19 protein-coding genes are annotated in these 22,750 nt (G+C 40.4%); 10 read left to right on the forward strand and 9 right to left on the reverse strand.

Annotated features, from left to right (window positions below; genetic code table 11):
- Positions 1-3: 3 nt before the first annotated feature.
- Positions 4-2,607, reverse strand: a complete 2,604-nt coding sequence (mutS, locus tag ACFQZJ_RS03925; RefSeq protein ID WP_379932466.1) for a DNA mismatch repair protein MutS — start codon at positions 2,605-2,607, stop codon at positions 4-6.
- 146 nt (positions 2,608-2,753) lie between these two features.
- On the opposite strand from mutS, the gene ACFQZJ_RS03930 reads away from it, so the two are divergent.
- Complete coding sequence (locus ACFQZJ_RS03930; protein ID WP_379932468.1) at positions 2,754-3,284, forward strand: RNA methyltransferase; 531 nt, start codon at positions 2,754-2,756, stop codon at positions 3,282-3,284.
- A 116-nt stretch (positions 3,285-3,400) separates the two neighbouring features.
- Here ACFQZJ_RS03930 and folK read toward each other — a convergent pair whose 3' ends face one another.
- On the reverse strand, positions 3,401-4,546 hold the full coding sequence (gene folK, locus ACFQZJ_RS03935) for a 2-amino-4-hydroxy-6-hydroxymethyldihydropteridine diphosphokinase (protein WP_379932470.1): 1,146 nt from the start codon (positions 4,544-4,546) through the stop codon (positions 3,401-3,403).
- Positions 4,547-4,617: 71 nt separating this feature from the next.
- Here folK and sppA point away from each other — a divergent pair, with 71 nt between their 5' ends.
- The 3 genes from sppA to ACFQZJ_RS03950 are packed head-to-tail and all read left to right on the forward strand — an operon-like array spanning position 4,618 to position 9,877.
- On the forward strand, positions 4,618-6,378 hold the full coding sequence (gene sppA / locus ACFQZJ_RS03940; protein WP_379932472.1) for a signal peptide peptidase SppA: 1,761 nt from the start codon (positions 4,618-4,620) through the stop codon (positions 6,376-6,378).
- Between the two features lie 3 nt (positions 6,379-6,381).
- Positions 6,382-7,116 carry a queuosine precursor transporter gene (locus tag ACFQZJ_RS03945; RefSeq protein WP_379932474.1) on the forward strand — a complete coding sequence of 245 codons (735 nt, stop codon included), beginning with the start codon at positions 6,382-6,384 and terminating at the stop codon, positions 7,114-7,116.
- A gap of 13 nt (positions 7,117-7,129) precedes the next feature.
- Positions 7,130-9,877, forward strand: a complete 2,748-nt coding sequence (locus ACFQZJ_RS03950) for an AsmA-like C-terminal region-containing protein (protein WP_379932476.1) — start codon at positions 7,130-7,132, stop codon at positions 9,875-9,877.
- A gap of 157 nt (positions 9,878-10,034) precedes the next feature.
- On the opposite strand, the gene ACFQZJ_RS03955 is transcribed toward ACFQZJ_RS03950, so the two are convergent.
- Positions 10,035-10,832: a DUF2797 domain-containing protein gene (locus ACFQZJ_RS03955; protein ID WP_379932478.1), complete on the reverse strand. Its 798-nt coding sequence runs from the start codon at positions 10,830-10,832 to the stop codon at positions 10,035-10,037.
- A 77-nt stretch (positions 10,833-10,909) separates the two neighbouring features.
- Here ACFQZJ_RS03955 and ACFQZJ_RS03960 point away from each other — a divergent pair, with 77 nt between their 5' ends.
- Both ACFQZJ_RS03960 and ACFQZJ_RS03965 read left to right on the forward strand, forming a co-directional pair.
- On the forward strand, positions 10,910-12,424 hold the full coding sequence (locus ACFQZJ_RS03960) for a GH3 auxin-responsive promoter family protein (RefSeq protein WP_379932480.1): 1,515 nt from the start codon (positions 10,910-10,912) through the stop codon (positions 12,422-12,424).
- A 438-nt stretch (positions 12,425-12,862) separates the two neighbouring features.
- Positions 12,863-13,420, forward strand: coding sequence for a hypothetical protein (locus ACFQZJ_RS03965; protein WP_379932482.1), 558 nt, complete (start codon positions 12,863-12,865; stop codon positions 13,418-13,420).
- A 147-nt stretch (positions 13,421-13,567) separates the two neighbouring features.
- On the opposite strand, the gene clpX is transcribed toward ACFQZJ_RS03965, so the two are convergent.
- From clpX to ACFQZJ_RS03995, 6 genes are all read right to left on the reverse strand, one after another.
- Entirely contained in the window at positions 13,568-14,803 is a 1,236-nt protein-coding gene (gene clpX / locus ACFQZJ_RS03970) for an ATP-dependent Clp protease ATP-binding subunit ClpX (protein ID WP_379932484.1), read from the reverse strand.
- An 86-nt stretch (positions 14,804-14,889) separates the two neighbouring features.
- The gene (clpP, locus tag ACFQZJ_RS03975) at positions 14,890-15,570 is read right to left on the reverse strand and encodes an ATP-dependent Clp endopeptidase proteolytic subunit ClpP (RefSeq protein WP_379932485.1); all 681 of its coding nucleotides are present in this window, start codon (positions 15,568-15,570) and stop codon (positions 14,890-14,892) included.
- 166 nt (positions 15,571-15,736) lie between these two features.
- Positions 15,737-17,059: a trigger factor gene (gene tig / locus ACFQZJ_RS03980; RefSeq protein WP_379932486.1), complete on the reverse strand. Its 1,323-nt coding sequence runs from the start codon at positions 17,057-17,059 to the stop codon at positions 15,737-15,739.
- Positions 17,060-17,159: 100 nt separating this feature from the next.
- A complete protein-coding gene (locus ACFQZJ_RS03985; protein ID WP_379932487.1) occupies positions 17,160-17,507 on the reverse strand; it encodes a phage holin family protein in 348 nt (115 codons plus the stop codon).
- 122 nt (positions 17,508-17,629) lie between these two features.
- On the reverse strand, positions 17,630-18,400 hold the full coding sequence (locus tag ACFQZJ_RS03990) for an alpha/beta fold hydrolase (protein WP_379932488.1): 771 nt from the start codon (positions 18,398-18,400) through the stop codon (positions 17,630-17,632).
- A gap of 450 nt (positions 18,401-18,850) precedes the next feature.
- Entirely contained in the window at positions 18,851-19,564 is a 714-nt protein-coding gene (locus ACFQZJ_RS03995) for a pyridoxine 5'-phosphate synthase (protein WP_379932489.1), read from the reverse strand.
- Positions 19,565-19,655: 91 nt separating this feature from the next.
- Here ACFQZJ_RS03995 and ACFQZJ_RS04000 point away from each other — a divergent pair, with 91 nt between their 5' ends.
- The 4 genes from ACFQZJ_RS04000 to ACFQZJ_RS04015 all read left to right on the forward strand — a co-directional run bounded on the left by ACFQZJ_RS04000 (position 19,656) and on the right by ACFQZJ_RS04015 (position 22,749).
- Positions 19,656-20,312 carry a CBS domain-containing protein gene (locus tag ACFQZJ_RS04000; protein ID WP_379932490.1) on the forward strand — a complete coding sequence of 219 codons (657 nt, stop codon included), beginning with the start codon at positions 19,656-19,658 and terminating at the stop codon, positions 20,310-20,312.
- Position 20,313: 1 nt separating this feature from the next.
- The gene (locus tag ACFQZJ_RS04005; protein ID WP_379932491.1) at positions 20,314-21,195 is read left to right on the forward strand and encodes an NAD kinase; all 882 of its coding nucleotides are present in this window, start codon (positions 20,314-20,316) and stop codon (positions 21,193-21,195) included.
- A gap of 118 nt (positions 21,196-21,313) precedes the next feature.
- Positions 21,314-22,000, forward strand: a complete 687-nt coding sequence (gene porG / locus ACFQZJ_RS04010) for a type IX secretion system protein PorG (protein WP_379932492.1) — start codon at positions 21,314-21,316, stop codon at positions 21,998-22,000.
- A gap of 8 nt (positions 22,001-22,008) precedes the next feature.
- Positions 22,009-22,749: an isoprenyl transferase gene (locus ACFQZJ_RS04015; protein WP_379932493.1), complete on the forward strand. Its 741-nt coding sequence runs from the start codon at positions 22,009-22,011 to the stop codon at positions 22,747-22,749.
- Position 22,750 lies beyond the last annotated feature (1 nt).

Consider the following 22,750-nt stretch of genomic DNA (forward strand, 5'->3'; position numbering starts at 1 on the left):
AACCTAACTCGTTGCCTTCTTGTTCTTTGTGAGCAACCGTTTTATCTCGTTCAATTTCATAAGCGCTTCAACAGGTGTAAGCGTATCGATGTCCAAATGGAGAATTTCTTCTTTTATTTCTTCTAAAAGTGGATCGTCAAGATTAAAAAAGCTCAATTGCATTTCCTGCCCGTCCGTTAGGCGGGCACTCTGGGCCGAATGACGTTTTTCGGTGAGTTCTTCATTAGAATGGGATCTTTCTAATTTCTTTAGGATTTTATTCGCCTTCTGTATTACTTGCTGCGGCATTCCGGCCATTTTGGCTACATGGATACCGAAACTATGCTCACTGCCTCCTGGTGTTAGTTTTCTTAAGAACAGTACATTGTCCTTTAGTTCCTTTACGGAAACGTTGAAATTCTTAATACGGTCAAAGGTGGTACACATTTCATTGAGCTCGTGGTAATGGGTGGCGAAAAGGGTTTTGGCCCTTGCGGGATGTTCATGTAAAAACTCGGAAATGGACCAAGCAATGGAAATGCCATCGTAGGTGCTGGTGCCTCTTCCTATTTCGTCTAGCAGTACCAAGCTCCTTTCGGATAGGTTGTTCAAAATAGAAGCGGTTTCGTTCATTTCAACCATAAACGTAGATTCTCCCATAGAGATATTATCGCTAGCGCCAACACGGGTGAAAATTTTATCTACATACCCTATGGTTGCCGCTTCGGCAGGAACAAAACTGCCCATCTGTGCCAATAGGACAATAAGAGCGGTTTGTCTTAGTATGGCCGATTTACCGCTCATATTGGGTCCGGTAATCATTATGATCTGTTGGTTGTCCCTATTTAAAACTACATCGTTCGCAATATAGACCTCGCCCAGGGGCAGTTGTTTTTCTATGACCGGATGTCTTCCGTTGACAATATTTATGTCGGTAGAATCATTGAGTTCCGGAACTACGTACTTGTTTTCTTTTGCCAATTGGGCAAAACCGCAAAGGCAGTCCAGTTGGGCAATGAGTTGTGCATTGTTCTGCACCGGTGCAATGTATTCTTGCATCCAAAGTATGAGTTGGGAAAATAATTGCTGCTCCAGACTTATGATCCGTTCTTCCGCTCCTAGTATTTTGGCTTCATATTCTTTAAGTTCCTCGGTAATATAACGCTCTGCGTTTACCAAGGTTTGTTTGCGTATCCAGTCCTCGGGCACCTTGTCCCTGTGGGTGTTTCTCACTTCTATATAGTAGCCAAAAACGTTGTTGGATGCTATTTTAAGGGAGGTGATTCCTGTGGCCTCCGTCTCTCTTTGCAGCATATTCTCCAAGTATCCCTTACCGGTAGATGCGAGACCTCTTAGCTCGTCCAGCTCCTCGGAATAGCCAGCTGCAATGGCATTTCCTTTTAGGATATTTACAGGAGCCTCCTCGTTAAGCATCTCTTTTATTTTTCCTCTCAGCAAATCGCAGGATTGTAGTTGGTCTCCTATAAGAGCCAGAGCATCATTGTCCGAGGTTGTGGCCAACTGCTTTACCGGCACAATGGCTTCCATGGAGTTTTTAAGCTGAACGACCTCTTTCGGGTTCACTTTTCCAGTGGATATTTTGGAAATGAGCCGTTCCAGATCGCCCATTTTGGAAATATTGGATTGAAATTTTTCCAGCAAGTTCTCATTGTCCATCAAATGGCTCACCACCTGGTGCCTACTCTTTATTTTCTGAACGTTCTTTAACGGAAGTGCCAACCATCGTTTGATCATTCTTCCGCCCATGGGTGAAATTGTCTTGTCTATTACATCGATAAGTGTTACCGCGTTAACATTGGTAGAATGGTACAGCTCTAGATTTCTTATGGTGAAACGGTCCATCCAGATATATTCGTCCTCGGTAATACGTTGCAGTGTGTTAATATGCTGTAATTGTCTGTGCTGTGTTTCCGACAAATAGTGCAATACTACTCCGGCGGCTACAATACCGTAGGACAAATGGTCAACACCAAAACCTTTTAGGGTTTTGGTTTTAAAATGACCGGTTAGGTTTTCTAGCGCATAATCTTCTTGAAAAACCCAATCTTCTAGAAAGAAGGTATGGAACTGTGCTCCAAAAACTTCATTGAATTCTTTTTTATGCGCCTTTGATATAAGAACCTCGTTAGGGGCAAAATTCTGCAAGAGTTTATCTATCTGTTCTTCGTTGCCTTCGGCGGTTAGGAATTCGCCCGTAGAGATATCAACAAAGGAAACTCCTAATTTCTTGCGACCAAAATGTACCGCACATAGAAAGTTGTTGCTCTTTGCGTTAAGGATATCATCGTTCATGGCAACGCCCGGGGTCACCAATTCGGTAACACCTCTTTTTACGATAGATTTGGTTAGTTTTGGGTCTTCTAACTGATCGCAAATGGCAACACGTTGCCCGGCTTTCACAAGTTTTGGTAAGTAAGTGTTCAAGGAATGGTGGGGGAATCCTGCAAGTTCGGTCCGTTCACTACCGTTGTTTCTATTGGTAAGGATAATCCCTAATATTTTTGAGGCCTTTACGGCATCTGCACCGAAAGTTTCATAGAAATCCCCAACGCGAAACAACAACATGGCATCAGGATATTTGGTCTTGATGGTATTGTATTGCTTCATCAAAGGAGTTACCTTTTTTATCTTGTCTTTTCCTGCCACTTCCTTAAGTTCTACCTATTTTTGCTACCTGCCAACGAATATATAGCATTCTTCATGGGATTCTAATTTTTGTTGATATTTAAGGTGTATAGTTGAAAAGTATTGCAATGAGAAAGCTAAAAAACGAGGAATTGGACAGATTGGATGTTTCCCAGTTCAAAAAGGCAAGTAAAACCAAAGTAAGTATTGTTTTGGATAATATAAGAAGCCTTAATAACATAGGGTCGGTATTTAGAACCGCCGATGCCTTTCTTATTGAAAAGATTTACCTCTGCGGCATTACGGCCAAGCCGCCTCACAAGGATATTCATAAAACTGCTTTGGGTGCTACGGAAAGTGTGGAATGGAACTATGCGTCCGATACGTTGACCTTGGTGGATGAGTTAAAAAAGCAAGGGGCTATTATTATTGCGGTGGAGCAAGCGGAGGGGTCTATACAATTACAGGATTTCGGGCCTACAACAAAAGACTCGTATGTGCTGGTTTTTGGTAACGAAGTAAAAGGCGTAGATGAAAAGGTAGTGGCTGCATCTGATACGGTATTGGAAATTCCACAATTTGGAACCAAGCACTCGCTGAACATAGCTGTTAGCGTTGGGGTAGTGGTTTGGGACTTTTGGGCCAAGTTAAATGCATAAAAAAGCCCAACCGAGGTTGGGCTTTTCGTATAGTTTGAGTTAGTTAATTTTCCTTTTAAGGAGGGTACAATAACGTGATAACATTTTTATTGTGCAAGAATTTCCATAAAATTTTGTTAATCCGGTTGTGATATAGCAAAGTTTTCAATGGTTTTTAAAATGTACTCATAGTCGTTCTTGTTGCTTACAAAATCCAATTGTGATACATCAATAATCAGCTGGTTTTCTTTGGGATAGGTCTTTAGGAAGTCCATATAGCCCTTGTTGATATTTTCTAGATATTCGGTTTCGATTTCCTGCTCGTACTCCCGGCCTCTTTTTTTGATTTGTTCCAATAAGCGTTCCGTGGTCTGGTACAGGTAAACGTATATTTTTGGTTTCCTTACCTCTTTGTACATAAAATTAAAGATCTTCCGATACAGTTCATACTCTTGTTTCTGCAAGGTGACTTTAGCGAAAATGAGCGATTTAAAAATATCATAATCACTGATCATGAAGTTTGTGAAAAGGTCAAACTGGTTGGTGTCGTCCATAAATTGTTGATAGCGATCCGCTAGAAATGACATTTCCAATGGAAAGGCATACCGCGCTTGGTCTTCGTAGAAACTTGGTAAAAACGGATTTTCCGCAAAACGTTCCAAAATCAATTTGGCATTAAAATCCTCGGATATTTTAGTGGCCAAGCTGGTTTTTCCCGCACCAATATTTCCTTCTATCGTTATAAACTGTAGACTCGTGAACAGTGCCGTTCTGTTGGCGTATAGTTTAGCCTTTATTCTTTCTGGTCTGCTTTTGTCCTTGCATTGTTGTACTAAGTTTCTACTGTCCTTGTTAAAGATAGGATGGTAAAATTGAGGGGCAATATCCGCCAAGGGTTTAAGTACAAATTTGCGGTCTTCCATTCTCGGATGTGGAACGGTCAGTGTTTCATGGTGTATAACCTGGCTTCCGTAATAAATGATATCCAAATCGATGCTCCTACTCACATACCCGGATGTTTTTGACCGTTCCCTGCCCATTTCTTTTTCTATCCGTAAAAGTATTGCCAAACAGGCTTCCGCCGCTAATGATGTTTCCAATCTAATACAGGCGTTTAGAAAATCCTCCCCGTCAAAACCCCACGAGGGTGTGTTGTAAATAGATGAAAGAGCGGTTACGGGACCAAGCTGTTCGTTCATTAAAAAAACGGCCTGTTGCAAGTTGTTATTTCGGTTTCCCAAATTACTGCCAATGGAGATGTATACTGATTCTTTTGTAGTCATAATGTGATGGCAAAATAAACAAAACAAATTCACTTTGGTTATCTTTGCCCACGAATAAAAATTGCTGTTTCATGAATTTTCTAAGAAATCTTCTTGCGGCCATTATTGGCTGCTTGGTCGCTTTTGGGGTCGTCTTTATCATGTTCGTTGTTTTGGTAAGTTTGTTGGGTAGCGATGAGGATACGGTAACGGTCAAAGGAAATTCGGTATTGGAACTACAGTTACAACGCCCAATAGCGGACTATACAGGGAGTGATGAACTTAATCCGTTTGCAGGAATTTTTGAGAGTCCCCAAGGTCTGGACGAAATAATACAAGCTATTTTGGTCGCCAAAGATGATGAGCGTATAAAGGGCATCAGTCTAAACAATAATTTTTTGATGGCAGGCCTCGCACAGACACAAGCCATAAGAAAGACCTTGGAAGAATTCAAGTCTGCCGGAAAGTTTATATATACCTATGGTGATTTCTACACCCAAAAGGATTATTACCTAGCCTCTGTTGCGGACTCTATCTTTATGAATCCGGTTGGGGTTTTGGATTTTAAGGGTTTGTCCTCTGAAGTTCTATTTTATAAGGACTTGCAGGAAAAAACGGGTGTAAAGATGGAGGTTATCCGTCACGGAAAATACAAAAGTGCGGTTGAACCTTATTTGGAGAACGAAATGAGTGCTGCCAACAGAACTCAGATCAAAGAGCTGATCCAGTCTTTGTGGAACGCTATGGTAACGGATATCGCCGTGGGCAGAGGTATTTCGGAAAAAGATTTAAATAGCATTGCGGACACCTTGGGCGGCAGATCTTCTGGCTATGCCAAGAAATCAGGATTGTTGGACGATGTTATTTTTTATGACCAGTACGAGAAGAAATTATCAAACGCACTATCGCTGTCTGAAGGTGAGGACATCAATTACATCGATTTGGAAGATTATGCCACCTATTCCAATAAGAAAGTTAACACCTCGGGAACGGATAAAATTGCCGTAATCTTTGCGCAGGGCGAAATTTTGTACGGTGAAGGTGGTCCTGATATAATCGGTCAGGGAATTATCAACAAGGCGCTCATAAAGGCAAGGGAAGATAAGAGCGTAAAGGCCATAGTGCTGCGCGTAAACTCCCCGGGAGGCAGCGCCCTTACATCAGATATTATTTGGCGGGAGGTAGTATTGGCCAAAAAGGTAAAGCCTGTGGTTGTGTCCATGGGCAATGTTGCGGCTTCCGGAGGCTATTATATTGCTGCCGGTGCAAACAAAATTTTTGCGGAACCTACTACGATTACAGGGTCTATCGGCGTGTTTGGAACAGTTCCCAACATAAGTGAACTGGCCAAGGATATAGGAATAAATGCGGATCAGGTGGGCACGAACGCAAATTCCGTAGACTATTCCTTGTTTGAGCCTATGAGTGCCACATTTCGGAATCAGGTTCAGGAAAGTATAGAAGAAACATACACTACATTTTTGGATAGGGTTTCCCAAGGGCGTGGTATTTCTATGGCCCAAGCCGATAGTTTGGCACAGGGCAGGGTTTGGAGCGGTGTAGATGCTAAACGAATTGGTCTGGTAGATGAATTGGGTAGCTTGGACGATGCCATTGCCGCTGCGGCAGAACTCGCTGAAATTGACACTTATCGTATTCGAAAATATCCAAAGTATAAATCGGGTATTGAACGTTTTATGGAAGACTTTGCCGGTGCAGGTCTACAACTGAAACAGAAATGGATCAGCGAAGAAATAGGCGAGGAAAACTATAGGATTTTAAAGGATATGAAATCGGGTATGGAGCAAAAAGGAGTGCAAGCCAGAATGCCTTTTATTCTGAACATAAAATAGGGAATGACGCAAAAGGATACTTTGGTGGCGCGCAGGATTTATCTATATCTTGGTGCACTGTTCATTACCTCCCTGGTTGTTTCCAACCTTATTTTTCAAAAGTTTTTTTATTGGAATCCGTTTGGGAAGGTGACTGTTTTCGGAGCACCTCTTTTTGAGATATCCGCAGGTATACTGCCTTACCCCGTAACGTTTTTGATTACGGATTTGATCTCCGAAATCTTTGGAAGAAAAAAAGCCAACCAAATCGTGGTTGCGGGTATCTTTGCATCGTTTTTCTCCTTGGCGATCGTTTACACCGCCAATGCAGTGCCGGCAACGGCTTGGTCGCCGGTGCAGGACAACTTGTTTTCATCGGTATTCGGCAACACCATAGTTGCAGTCTTTGCCTCAATGATGGCCTATCTATTGGCACAATTCGTAGATATACAGATCTATCATTTTTGGAAACGGTTGACCAAGGGTAAATATTTATGGCTACGGAACAATTTTTCAACCTTTTCATCACAATTAATAGACACGTTTACCGTTGTGGCATTATTATGTTCGTTTGGGGAAATTCCTTGGGACAAGTTTACGGGTTTGGTGATTAGTGGCTTCATTTTTAAGATAATTATAGCATTTCTGGACACCCCTTTACTGTATCTGGCCGTATATACGATGCGCAAGCGATTTAATTTGGTGCTAGGTGAGGAAATAGACTTGGATGCCCAGACCCTGACCAGCAAACAAGTTTGATAAAAAAGTACTGATGAAAAAGAAAATTATTCGAATAGTCGCAATCTTGTTTTTGTTGATTTTAGGAGTGCTGGTGGCAGCACCTTTCTTCCTAGAAGCCAAAATAGGAGAGATAATAAAGAACAACGTAAATAAGAACGTAAATGCTACTCTGGATTTTTCAAAGGCAGATTTAAGCCTGTTCAGTAGTTTTCCCAATGCTGCAGTACAATTGGAGAATGTAAACTTGCTGAACAAGGCACCTTTTGAGGGCGATACCTTATTTGCAGCCAAAAATGTTTCCCTGACCATGGGGATTATGCAGTTGTTCAATGGCCCGGAGGAACCTATTGCAATAACCAGCCTTAATTTGGAAAATGCCTTGGTAAATGTTAAGGTCGATGCCGCTGAAAATGCCAATTATGACATTGCTATGGAAACCGGTGCTGAAGAAACTGCTTCCTCGAATACGGATTCGAACGGATTTAAACTGAACATGGAATCCTACGAAATAAGCAATTCACGTATTTTTTATACGGATATGGCAATGGGGATGCGCTTGGCCCTAAAGGAGTTTAACCATAAGGGTTCCGGTGACCTCTCCTTGGCAACATCCGAATTGGATACGCAGACAAGTGCCTTGGTCTCTTTTGAGATGGATAGCACGAATTATCTGAATAAGAACCAAGTAAAACTCGATGCCCTGATCGGTATAGATCTTAAGGAAAACAAGTACTCTTTTTTACAGAACGAGGCGCTGATAAATCAGTTACCGCTTGTTTTTGACGGATTTGTAAAGTTGAATGCGGATGATATAGACGTTGATATCAATTTTAAGACACCTTCCTCGGATTTTAAGAATTTTTTAGGTCTTGTGCCAGCAGAGTACTCTAAAAATATTGAAGGCGTAACGACTACCGGAAATTTTATGTTGACCGGAAATTTTACGGGTGTTGTAGATGATATGCATATTCCCAAATTCAATATTGATATCAACTCTGAAAACGCTTCCTTTAAATATCCGGACCTGCCAAAATCGGTTACCAACATCAATTTGGATATGGCCATAACAAATACAACAGGAATCACCGAAGATACCTCTGTAGATATAAAAAAGGCTTCCTTTATGATCGATCAAGATCGGTTTAACCTAAGCTCCAAAATTTCTGAATTGATGGGTAACACCAAGGTAAGTGCCCAGATGCAAGGGAAGATGAACTTGGCCAATTTGGAAAAAGCCTATCCCGTTCCTGCCGGACTTAGTTTAAAAGGGATGATGGATGTGGATATTTCTACGGCTTTTGATATGGCAACCCTAGAGCGTAAGGAATATGAAAAAACACGCACGGAAGGCAAAATGATAGTGACGGATTTTGAATACAAATCGGACGAAATCCCTAACCCGGTACTGCTGAAATCTACTGCGGTGACCTTTAATCCTAAGACAGTTGGTTTAAATGAATTGAACGGGTCTACAGGAAAGACCGATTTTAGGGTTGCCGGTACAATTAACAACTTTTTGGGCTATCTGTTCAACGATGAAAAAGTAGAAGGAAACTTTGACCTAAAATCCAACACTTTTGATTTGGGCGACTTTATGGTGGCAGAAACAGAAGGAGCCTCTGTACCTAACACTAAAACGGAGGATGCTCCTACGGTGGCCACCGAAAAAATTAAAATCCCATCGTTTTTGGATGCCACTTTTACGGCCGCCGCAAATACCGTGATCTATGATAATATTACATTAAAGGACGTAAAGGGAAATCTAAAGATCAAGGACGAAACGGCAGTGTTGAGCAACATGACTTCTTCCTTATTTGACGGAAAAGTAGCTTTCAACGGGGAGGTTTCCACTAAAAAGGAGATACCTACGTTTGCCATGGAATTGAACATGGATCAACTACAGATTTCGGAAACCTTTCAGTCTTTGGAACTTTTTAAGGTCTTGGCGCCCGTTGCCAAAGTATTGCAGGGGAAGTTTAGCTCGGACATTCAACTGTCCGGTAATTTAACGGATGATTTTACCCCAGATCTATTATCCCTTAGCGGGGATATTTTGGCCAATTTAATGGCTAAGGAAATCAGTGCGGAAAATGCTCCCGTACTTTCCGCTTTGGACAGCAAGTTAAATTTTATTGATTTAAAGGATCTAGACTTGAAGGAACTGAAAACCAACCTGTCCTTCAAAGATGGTTTGGTTACGGTAAAGCCGTTTGCAATCAAGTATAAGGACATGGCCATTAATGTGGATGGTAATCACACCTTTGACCAAAAAATGAACTATAAGGCATCTATTGATGTGCCTTCAAAATACTTAGGAAAGGAAATCAATGCCTTGATCGCTAAAATAGATGACGCTTCTTTGGAAAATCTTACCATACCGGTTACGGCCAATATTACGGGAATGTATAACAGCCCGCAGGTAAGTACCGACTTAACTTCCGGAGTTAAAAACCTAACTAATCAGTTGATTGAAATCGAGAAACAAAAACTTTTAGCGAAAGGCAAGGACAAGGCCAAGGATCTAATTGGTGGGATTCTATCCGGAAATCAGGATGGTTCCGAAGATTCAACAAAAACCAAAGACCCGCTTAAAAAGGGAGCAAAAGAAGTATTGGGCGGCCTGTTGGGTGGTACTAAAAAAGCGGATAGCACAAAAGCAGCTGCAGACAGCATGCCTCCAAAAAAAGACGATGCCGTAAAGGATGCCGCAAAGGATATTCTAGGTGGGTTATTTGGAAAAAAGAAAAAGGCGGAAGCTAAAAAGGATTCTGTTAATTAAGGTTTTGAGCTTTTTGCCCAGTATATAAGTATCCATCGGTATTCTCAATTTAGGATAATTTACTAGTACCAGCCCTGCAATTCGCAAAAAAAAGTAAGGAAGTTTAAAGGTTTATAAGGTTGGTGTAATATTTTTTCAACCTTGAACTTTAAACTTTTTACCCAGTAACGGTAAGCCCCACATAATACCCCTCATTACTACGTACATTAAAAACGGTATTGTCCTCAAAGATGAGGTACTGCCCCTTTATCCCTTTTAGAATCCCTTTATAATTGGGTGTCTTGTCCAAATTAAGGCTTTTTACTTTTTCGGGATACTGCAATACCGGAAACTGTAAATGTGTTTCGTCATTATTTTCTATAAAATATTGGCTGGCTTCCTCCGGGATATATTGTTTTAGTTTATTGCGCCAGGCTACCAGGTTTTCATCGTCTACGTTGTTTGTGAGCATTTTACGCCAATTGGTTTTATCTCCCACATGATCTTTTAGCGCAACCTCTGTTATTCCTGCGAGATACCTGTTGGGAACTTCTACGATTTCAATAGCTTCGTGGGCACCTTGGTCTATCCATCTTGTGGGCACTTGGGTCTTTCTGGTAACGCCAACTTTTACATTGCTGGAGTTTGCTAAGTATACGATATGAGGTTGTAGTTGCACGCGCTTTTCATAAGCTAAGTCGCGATCCTCTTGGTCCAAATGCGCCGTGCTTAGTTCCGGTCGCATGATCCAATCACCTGCAGACGGAATTTCAAAAAAACAGGATTTACAGAAGCCTTGTCTAAATATGGGCCTATCGTTGCCACAATTTAGGCATTGGTGTTTTAGAAAGTCAATTGAAAGTTCCTTATCCAATACCTGGTTGATGTTCAGGAAATCGGATTCAAAAACAAGATAGTATTGTATTGGGCTTCCTAATTCGGTCTGCATTTTTTTTAAAACACCTTCGTACTGCATATCTAAAATCTTATTGCTATTTCTATTTGAAAATGATAGGGATATACCCTATTTTAGGCGTATAAAGATACCTAAAAATGCCCATTCCGCTGTTCAATTCCATAGCATCTTGGTTGCTAAAAAAACGCTATCATCAAATAGAGCTGTTTCTTAAATATCCCGAAGAGGTGCAAGAAGAAGTGCTATTGCAACTTTTGGAATTAGCCGATGATACCGAAATTGGCCGTACCTATGATTTTGAGAGTATCCATAACTACGAGATATTTAGGGAGCGTGTGCCTATTCTTTCTTATGAGGAAATGGAACCCATTATAGAAAGGACCAGAAAAGGTGAGCAGAATCTTTTTTGGCCCACTACGATAAAGCTTTTTGCCAAAAGCAGCGGAACAACAAATGCTAAAAGTAAGTTTATCCCCGTAAGTACCGAAGCCTTGGAGGATTGTCATTTTAAATCGGGTAAGGACTTGCTATGTCTTTATTTGAATAACAATGAGAACTCGCAGTTGTTTACGGGAAAAAGTTTACGTCTAGGTGGTAGTAAGGAACTCTACGAGGACAATGGTTCTTTTTTTGGAGACCTTTCGGCAATTCTTATAGACAATATGCCCCTTTGGGCAGAGTATAGCAGCACGCCCAGTAATAAAGTGTCGTTGATGAGTGAATGGGAAACCAAGCTAAACGCCATTATTAAGGAAAGCGTGCAGGAGAACGTTACGAGTTTAGCAGGCGTGCCTTCTTGGATGTTGGTGCTGTTGAACAACATGTTGGAAGAAACGGGCAAGGAGCATTTGTTTCAAGTTTGGGAAAATTTGGAGGTCTACTTTCATGGCGGGGTAAGCTTTAGTCCTTATAAGGAACAATACAAGGCCCTGTTTCCAAGAAAAAGTTTTAGGTATTACGAAATTTATAATGCCTCCGAAGGATTTTTTGCCATTCAGGACCGTAACAATGCAGATGACCTGTTGTTAATGTTGGATTATGGTATTTTCTATGAATTTATCCCCATGGATGCCTATGATGAGCTAGACCCAAAAGCTATTCCCCTATGGGAGGTGGAGATTGGGAAGAACTATGCCATCATTATAACGACCAATGCAGGACTATGGCGCTATAAAATTGGCGATACGGTGCGCTTCACTTCTAAAAGCCCATATCGCATACGTGTAACAGGGCGTACCAAGCACCATATTAATGTTTTTGGGGAGGAACTGATTATCGAAAATGCGGAGGAAGCCCTAAAAACGGTCTGTATAAAGGCCGAGGCCGAAATTAAGGATTATACCGCTGGTCCTATTTTTATGGCCGGAAAAGAAAAAGGAGCGCACGAATGGGTGATAGAGTTCAGAAAGCCTCCTAAAGACCTGGATTATTTTACCGAGTTCCTGGATAACGCCTTAAAATCCCTAAATTCTGATTACGAGGCCAAGAGATATAACAACACTACATTAAACATGCCAACGGTACATCTGGCCCGAGAAAATCTTTTTTATGATTGGTTAAAAGTAAAGGATAAGTTGGGTGGGCAACATAAAATACCACGACTCTCCAATAAAAGGGATTATATAGAGGAACTGTTAAAAATGAATGGTTAACATCTAGGGGGGTATGCTTTTTAATCTCTTAGGGTTCAATTCCCCGAGGCTTGCCTCGTACGAAGAGCAAAGGTTGAAAAGCTTAGGTTTTCATTGAAAAACCTTTCTTCCTCTTCATACATCGTATGCTTGCATCTGGGCAGTTTATTTATAGCTAGAATGATCAGGGATAACTGTTCTTTTGTTTAGAAGCTATTACAGTTGCGATACATGGCTTAGATTTTATTATTTTAGCCGTTAATGGTTTTTGCGATGCTGTCCGTCGACTTCTAAGTGTTATTCGCTTAATAACAGACCTGCTTTTTAAGTGTGATTTGTTCAAAATAAGTTTTATACCGATGTTTTTGTCCTACTGAACAAATAAATAATGGTTTTTGCCGTTAATGAAAGACTTTAGGCAAACAATACTTAACCGTAAAACTAAACACAATAATCATTATGGCAGAAAAATTAGTAATTGTTTCAGACATGTGGGGTTCAAGAAAGGGTCTTTGGATAACTTCTTATCTAGGGTACCTGCAACAATATTTTGATATCACATTTTATGATAGTCAGCAGTTGGCTAATTTAGATTTGGCCGTTAATTCGGAAGAAAACATACATAATGCTTTCATACATGGAGGTATAGACACCGCTGTAGCTCATTTGTTAAAAAAGGAGCAAGAGCCTTGTCATTATCTTGCATTTAGTACTGGTGGTACTATTGTATGGAACGCAGCCAAAAAGGGGCTTCCGGTAAAATCATTATATAATGTTTCTTCTACAAGGATACGCATGGAAAATGATAAGCCCGCTGTTCCGGTAAGTTTATTGTATGGTGAAAACGATGCTTTTAAGCCAGAAGATAGCTGGGCCGATATGTTAGGATTGGAAATGGAAGTACTGCCAAATTATGGTCATACCTTATATTCAGACGAAATGGTGATTAAAAAGGTGTGTTTGGATTTGTTGAATAAAGTAACCAAGATTGCCCCTTCGACCAAAAAGGCGGTTTAAGATTACATACTTTTCTTAAAGTCAACTATTTGAACAGGGTTTTAAGAAAAAGTTATAAATGAAAAAAGAGTCAAAAATAACCTCCAGTGGTGGAGGTTATTTTTGACTCTTTTCGTACAGATAACTAACGGAGTTATTTCATTTTGTTTAAGAAACTGCCTTTAGTTTTTTAACTGTTTCGTACGATAATTTTTGCTCAGCATAGGGTTTGGTTACTTTAAATTCTGTTTCCTCATTACTTGGCATTTCGAACATGGCATCCGTAAAAATGGCTTCACATAAAGATCGTAGCCCTCTTGCTCCTAATTTATATTCAATTGCTTTATCTACTATATAGTCCAAAGCCTGTTCCGTGATGGTGAATGTGATATCGTCCATCGCGAAAAGCTTTTCATATTGCTTTATGATGGCATTTTTTGGTTCCGTTAAAATGGCTCTTAACGTTTTCTTGTCCAAAGGGTTCATGTGTGTGAGTACCGGCAAGCGACCAATAATTTCGGGAATAAGCCCAAATTCTTTTAGGTCTTTTGGTATAATGTACTGTAGCATGTTGTCATCGTCCAGTTTGTCGTCTACTTTTGAAGCATTGTAGCCTACGGCTTGCATATTCAACCTTTTGGCAATGGCACGTTCTATTCCATCAAATGCACCTCCGGCTATAAAAAGTATATTCTCCGTGTTAACTTCTATAAATTTTTGATCCGGGTGTTTACGGCCTCCTTTAGGTGGCACGTTTACTACGGTACCTTCCAACAATTTAAGCAAACCTTGTTGCACGCCCTCGCCGGAGACATCTCGAGTAATGGAAGGATTATCGCTTTTACGTGCTATTTTGTCTATTTCATCTATAAAAACGATGCCTCGTTCCGCTTTCTCTAAATTATAGTCCGCGGCCTGTAATAGCCTTGTTAAGATGCTCTCTACATCTTCACCAACGTATCCTGCTTCTGTTAAAACGGTAGCGTCAACGATTGCCAAAGGTACGTTCAGCATCTTTGCAATGGTTTTGGCCATTAGGGTTTTTCCTGTTCCGGTTTGCCCTACCATAATTATGTTGCTCTTTTGTATCTCTATATCATCTTCTTTGGAAGATGGTTGCAATAACCTTTTGTAGTGATTGTACACAGCAACGGACATTACTTTTTTTGTTCGTTCCTGACCGATAATAAAAGTGTCTAGAAAGTTGTTGATTTCAAGCGGTTTTTTAAGGACCAGCTCGGAAGAAAGGTCATTGGTCTTTGTTTGCTTTGATTCTTCCGCAACAATGCCATGTGCCTGTTCGATACACCTATCACAGATGTGTGCGTCTAGACCCGCGATCAATAGATTGGTTTCCGGTTTTTTTCGTCCGCAGAACGAACATTCTAAATTTTCTTTTGCCATATAATTTGTCCTCAGACCTAAACTATAACGGATGTTATCCGGTTTTGGTTTATAACAACTACAGATATTTTAGTAGTTGGTCGAAATTATTTCTTTTCCCTTACTAAAATCTCGTCTATCATACCGTATTCTAAAGCTGCATCCGCTTTCATCCAATAATCCCTATCGCTATCATCATGAACTTTTTCAACGGTTTGTCCGGAGTGATTTGCAATGATCTCGTACAGTTCGTCCTTTAGGGTTAAGATCTCTTTTGCGGTAATCTCAATATCGCTTGCTTGTCCCTGGGCACCGCCCATGGGTTGGTGTATCATTACTCTTGAATGTTGGAGCCCGCTACGTTTCCCCTTTTCTCCGGCGCAAAGAAGCACTGCTCCCATAGATGCTGCCATACCTGTGCAGATAGTGGCTACATCGGGATTTATAAATTGCATGGTGTCGTATATGCCCAGACCTGCATATACGCTTCCTCCAGGGGAGTTGATGTATATTTGAATGTCTTTGCTGGCATCGACACTGGCCAAGAACAATAATTGTGCTTGCACAATATTCGCGACCTGATCGTTAATACCTGTACCTAGAAATATAATTCGATCCATCATCAACCTGGAATACACATCCATGGCGATTACGTTCATTTGTCTTTCCTCTATAATATTGGGCGTCATGTTGGTTGGGTACATACTGCCCATGATACGGTCGTAATAGGTACTGCTGATGCCTTGGTGTTTTATTGCGTAATCTTTGAACTCTTTTCCGTAATCCATTTTTTAATTCGATTTTTCTGAATAATTACCGCTGCCGGTTTCCATACTCCAATTTTGTGCTCCAATAGGTTTAATACTCACTTTTCTCAATACTGTCAGAGGCAAAAAAAGGTGCCGAAAAAGTAATTTCCGGCACCGTAAAGATACTTAATTTATTATTCGAATACTATCCGTAAACTTCTTTGACAAAGTTTTCATAGGTGACTTCCTTTGTTTTAAGGTTTGCTTTTTCCTTATAAAAGTTCAACAATTTTTGACTCATCAACTGTTCGGAAAGTCTCTTGACCTCGTCTTGGTTGCCTAAAACCCGTGCCGCTATATTGTCTAGTTCTTCTTCTTGCGGATTTAGTTGTCCAAATTGCGCCATTTGAGATTTAATGAATCCTTTGGCGAACTCCTTTAATTCGTCAAACTGGACTTGAAGGTTGTTTTCATTAATGATTTTCCCTTCAATAAGTTGGTAGCGTAAGCCCTTTTCCGATTTTTTATATTCCTCGGTTGCCTCGTCTTCCGAAAGTTCCTTTTCTCCGGTTACCTGAATCCATTTGGTAAGAAATCCTGCGGGAAGCTCAAATTTTGTATTTTCAATAAAATACTCGGTGATATCGTTTAATAGTTTTTGATCTGCTTGCTGTTCAAATTGCTTTTCAGAGTCTTCTGCGATACGTGCTCTTAATTCTTTTTCTGTTTTTACCTCGTCTTTTCCGAATAATTTATCAAAAAGATCTTGGTCCAAAGGAGCAGGTTCGCGTTCATTTATTTCACTAATGGTAAAACTTACGTCAATGTTTAGTTTGTCGGCCTTTTCAGCAGGAATACCTAAGGTGCCTGCCAGTAAGTTGTCTTCTTTTAAAAGTCCTTTGGTTTTTAAGGTAACAACATCCCCTACTTTTTTGCCTATTAGGCTTTCAATAGCTTTCTTGCTCTTGATTTTGTCCAATTCTAATAGGGCCTGGTGGTCTATTTCTTCGGCTTCGTTGGTAAACGTACCGGAAACCTCGTCGTTTTTGCCAACAACATCTTTGTTGATCAATTTCCCATATTGTTTTTGGATACGCGTTACCTGCTCGGAGATCATTTTCTTGTCGGCAACTATTTTGTAATGGGTGATTGCCTTTTTTGTTTTAACTGCGACCTCAAAATCCGGTGCAAGGCCAAGTTCAAATTCAAAAGCTAATTCCTCTTTGTCCCAATCAAAATTATCCTGTTGTTTTGGTAAAGGATTGCCAAGTACGTCTAGTTTTTCCTCTGTAAGGTATTTGTTAAGATTGTCCTGTAGCAACTTATTAACTTCGTCTACCAATACTGCTTTGCCGTATTGTTTTTTAATAAGCCCCATAGGAACTTGTCCCTTTCTAAAACCGGGGATATTCGCTTGCTTCTTGTAGTCCTTAAGAATAGTGTCCACTTTGTCTTGGTAATCCTCTTTGGTGATGGCTACTTTAACAACAGCGTTTAAATCGTCTATCTGCTCTTTTGTAATATTCATTCCTTCGTATCTTTTTCTTAAATAAAATGGGGTGCAAAACTACTCTTTTTTGGGTTATTTGCCAAGTTTTTAAACTGTTGAATTTCAGATGCTAACTTCATTATTTCTTATCCTCTTTAAGGAAGGAAAACAAAATGGATTGCAAAAAGGAAAGTAAAAGGCTAAAAAGTAGGGCCCACCAGATGTTGTCAACACTAAAACCGGCAATGAGGTTGTCTGCCAAAAGAATGATTACAGCGTTTATGATCAGCAGAAAAAGCCCTAAAGTTAAAATCGTAACCGGTAGTGTCAAGATAACAAGAATGGGTTTTACCAAAAAGTTCAACAAACTTAGTACAATGGCAACAATGATAGCGGTGATATAGGAATCTACGTATACGCTGGGTAGAATATTGGCCAAAAGAATTACGGCTAGGGCGCTTAAAAGGGTTCTAAGAATAAGTTTCATAAGCTTTCGCGATTATAAGGATTGAGTTAAAGATCGATTCGTTTTAAAGGTAATGAATTATTTATATTGGTATTTGGAAGATCTATTTTTCAAGTCCGTACTGTATCTGTTCCGGGTGCCTCTTATAGTAAAAAAGCAAGCGATTTCTCCAAAAATTCTTTTGGGTTTTCTGCATGTAGCCAGTGGCCTGCATTGGATATGGTGTCCAAGGTAGCTAACGGAAAATGTTTATGTATCGTAGTGGCATCGCCCTCCGTAACGTATTCCGATTTACTGCCTCTTAGAAATAGGGTAGGCCCGGAAAAGTGGTCCGTACTGTTAATAGTGTCTCCGACCTCTTCCATTTTGGTGCTTAATACGGCAAGATTGAACCTAAATGCTAGTTTTTTATCCTTGGTTCTATGCAAATTTTTAAGCAGGAATTGCCGAACGCCAACATCGCTAAGGTGTTTTTTTAACGCGGCATCAACTTCATTTCTTGAGGTTTTGCTCTCTAGATCCACGCTTTGCAATGCGGTGATGATATTATGATGGTGGGGAGGATAGAATTTTGGGGCAATATCCGCTATCAATAATTTTTCTGTCATTTCCGGATAACTACATGCAAATTGCATTGCCGTTTTACCGCCCATGGAATGCCCTATTATAGCGGTACTGGCAATTTTGTGAAAATTGAGATATGTTTTTAGGTCCTTAGCCAGCAAGTCATAATCAAATTCCTCGCTATGGAAACTTCTACCATGATTTCTTTGGTCGATCAAATGTACGTTAAATCCCTGTTCGGTATAAGCCGTTCCTAAAGTTTTCCAATTGTCGGACATGCCTAAAAAGCCGTGTAGAATACATAGTGGTTTTCCTTTGCCTACGATTTTGGAATGTAAAACTGAATTCATGTTGTTATTTTCTAGTTAATGGTCAAAACCCTGCAGCCTATGCTAGCTAATTAAATTTATTTAGTGGTTATTGATGCCAAGTTTTTTTTAAGTTATAGATTATTCGGCTAATAATGCGTTTTTTAAAACAAGGTGGTAACCTAAGCACAATCTGCAATTTTATCACTTATTTAGAATAAATAGGTGTTCAAAACACGGTTTTTTTATTGAAGTATATGCTTAAAAGTCTCTGTTCTCTTCCAGGTAATCCCGATTGTTATGGTTTGGGGCAAAATTGCTTTTGTCCCTTATATTCCCCAGTAACCCAACAACCCAGTAACCCAACAACCCAGTAACCCATAACTCAATAACCCAATAACCCAATAACTCAATAACCCAGTAACTCAATAACTCAATAACCCAATAACTCAATAACCCAATAACTCAATAACCCAATAACCCAATACATCCCTACTTTAACTTGTTTAAATACATTTGTACCACATTTTCCAAACCAAGATAAAGCGATTCGCAGATCAATGCGTGACCAATGGAAACTTCTAAAAGTCCCGGTATGTTCGCTTTAAAGTATTGGATGTTTTCCAGGCTAAGATCGTGGCCCGCATTTATGCCAATACCAAGTTCGTTTGCGCGATGTGCCGCAGAAACAAATGGCGCTATAGCCTTTTCTTTGCTCATTGTATATTCTTTTGCATAGCTTTCCGTGTAAAGTTCTATGCGGTCTGCGCCTGTTGCTTTCGCTCCTTCTACCATAGAAATCACAGGGTCTACAAAGATAGAGGTGCGTATCCCTGCGGATTTAAATGTAGCGATAACCTTGGTCAAAAAATCGGCATGTTGTACCGTGTCCCACCCTGCGTTGGAGGTAATGGCATCAACGGCATCCGGTACCAAGGTTACTTGCGTGGGCTTGGTTTCCAATACCAATGCAATGAATTTGGGGTTTGGGTTTCCCTCTACATTGAACTCTGTCGTAACCCTTTTTGCAAGGTCCCTGGTGTCCTGGTATCGAATATGGCGTTCGTCCGGTCTTGGGTGTACGGTAATTCCTTCCGCGCCAAAACGTTCTATGTCTTGGGCTACGGTTAGCAAATTGGGTACGTTTCCGCCTCGCGAGTTGCGCAACGTAGCGATTTTATTAACGTTTACACTGAGTTTTGTCATATTGTCGGATTTCTTTTACGTACTTGCAAAAATACAAATTAGGCATGCCTTTTGATATTAATAATTACTATTTTGCGTTATTATTAAGCTTATGCAGATACAAGAACATATCATTACAGCTATTCCGGTTTTTACGGTCGAAGATTCTTTTGGGGCCGTGCTCGATTTTTTCAAGGATACTACCTATTCCCATGTAGCCATTACGGAACAAGGAAGATTTCTGGGAGTTTTTTCGGAGAACGATATCGATACACTAGCGCCTACGTCAAAAATAGACGCGGTAAGATATGATCTGGGATCGTTTTTTGCCCGAAAGGAAACCAACTGGCTAGATGTTTTGGAAGCTTTTGCCCGCAACGAAGCTAATCTGTTGCCGGTGTTAGGAGCGGAAGAAGAGGTCTTGGGGTATTATGACCTATCCGATATAGTAGCCGTGTTTATCGATACGCCATTTTTTACCGATCCCGGTAATATTTTAGTCGTAGCCACCGGTATAAAGGACTACTCGTTTAGTGAGATTGCCCAGATAGTGGAGAGTAACAACGCAAAAATGATCGGTGCCTTTATAACCGATGTGCAAAACGATATTGTTCAGGTGACACTAAAAATTAGTACCGTTAATTTTAATGAAGTGGTGCAGACGTTTAGGCGTTACAATTATCATATTCTTCTAGGAACAAGTGATGATCAGTTTTTGGAGGGGTTAAAAGAAAGGTCGGATTATTTGGATACTTACCTAAACGTATAACATGAAGGTTGCTATCTACGGACAAACCTACCAGGATAATGCTATTGAATTTTTGGTCGAGCTCTTGGAGGAACTTCAAAAAGAAGCTGCCACGGTATGTATAGAGGCTGATTTCTACAAACTTTATTTAGATTCCGGGGGCGAATGGGAATACGATACCTTCACTGCCAGTACCGGTCTGGATGCATCGTTTGATATGTTCGTTAGTTTTGGAGGTGATGGCACTATTTTAAGGGCTACCACTTTTGTAAAGAACCTTGGCATACCTATAGTTGGTGTGAATACAGGAAGACTGGGATTTTTATCGACCTTTAAAAAAGAGGATGTGCGAAAGGTGGTACGTGAGTTCGTGAGTGGTGATTACGCCATAGTGGAACGAAGTCTTGTGCAATTAAACAACAAGGTCTTGGATGCTGAATTCGGGGACTTAAATTTTGCATTGAACGAAATTACCGTGAGCAGAAAGGATACCACATCCATGATTACGGTAGAAACCTATCTTAATAACGAATATCTAACTTCTTATTGGGCAGACGGACTCATAATTTCTACTCCGACGGGATCAACCGGGTACTCCCTTAGTTGTGGTGGGCCTGTAATCGTTCCAACCGCAAAATCCCTGGTCTTGACGCCAATTGCGCCACACAACTTAAATGCCAGGCCATTGGTTATTTCAGATGATACCATAATTAGATTAAAAGTATCGGGGAGGGAGGAGAACCACTTGGTTTCATTAGACTCTAGAATCGCTTCCTTGGAGAACGGACAGGAAATTACCATCAAAAAAGCGCCCTTTACCATAAAGATGATAGAATACACCTCCGAAAGTTTTTTGAAAACCCTCAGAAATAAACTGCTCTGGGGAGAGGATAAACGTAACTGACCATTTTTGTTGAACAATAAATACGTTCAAATACTGTTTATCTTGTGAGAACAACAACATGGATAAACCACGGTGTTTGTGGTAAAATAGTGTTGGATACATAAATTTGTAGAATTGCATGAGACAGATACTTCTTGTATGCTTTCTTTCGATATCTTTTATGCTTGGCGCCCAAACCTATGAGGTGGGTGTTTTTGCGGGAGGTGCCAATACCATTGGAGACGTAGGTAGAACCAATTATATTTTGCCTTCCGGCCCGGCTTTTGGAGGTATTTTTAAGTGGAACAGGAGTAAGCGATATGCTTGGCGAGGTACCTTGCTGTATGGCGAGTTTACCGCAGATGATGCTAAATCCAACACCACGGCAAGGCAACAAAGGGGATACGTTGTAGATAACTCTGTTTTAGAGGCCTCCGTTGGTTTGGAGGTGAATTTTGTAGATTACAACCTACATGAGTTGGGTCCCGCTTTCACACCCTATCTATACACCGGGGTTACTTATTTTAGGTATGATTTCAACTATTTTAACGGTGGTGTTTTGCAGGATATTTCACAAAAAGATGGTGCTTTTGCCATACCAATGACCGTAGGTATGAAGTATCGTATCAATCAGTTTCTTATTTTTGGGGCGGAAATCGGAGCAAGGTATACGTTCACGGATAATTTGGATGCCAGTAATCCTGTAGGGACAAATTTTGAAGAATTCCGCTTTGGGAATATTTTCAGTGATGATTGGTATGTTTTTTCCGGGCTTACCTTAACCTATACCTTTGGTAGAAAACTGTGCTGCGATAGTTTTGAGTAAAACACCACATGAGTAAAATAGAAGATATTGAAGGGAATAACCTGCCTGAACATCTGGCCATTATTATGGACGGTAATGGTAGGTGGGCAAAGGAACAGGGTAAACACAGGGTTTTTGGACATGAAAATGGAGTAAAAACCGTAAAATCCACAGTTGAGCATTGTGCAAAAGTTGGAATCCAATACCTTACCTTATACACCTTCTCGACCGAAAATTGGAACCGTCCCAAGTTAGAAATAGAAACCTTGATGCGTCTACTGGTTTCTTCGCTGCGAAAAGAACTTAAAAGTTTTAACAAGAATAACATACGCTTAAATACTATTGGCAATATATCGGCCTTGCCTGCCAAGGCGTACAAAGAGCTGATAGAGGTGATGGACAAAACCAAGGCTAATACAGGGATGACCCTTACTTTAGCTTTGAGCTATGGCTCTAGGGAAGAGCTTCAATCTGCGGTAAAAGCGATAGCCGTCAAAGTTAAAAATAATATAATTTCACCTGAAAATATTGATGAAACCATTATAAATAACCATCTTTACACGCACAATTTGCCAGATGTAGACTTGCTTATCCGTACTAGTGGAGAACACCGGATCAGCAATTTTTTATTATGGCAAATTGCCTATGCCGAGTTATATTTTATCAATGTATTTTGGCCCGATTTTAGTGAGCATCATTTAGTTGAGGCCATACAAAATTACCAGAATAGAGAACGAAGATTTGGAAAAACTAGCGAACAACTCACTTAAG

Origin of the sequence: Maribacter chungangensis (genome assembly GCF_042676845.1) — a bacterium.
GTDB lineage: Bacteria > Bacteroidota > Bacteroidia > Flavobacteriales > Flavobacteriaceae > Maribacter > Maribacter chungangensis.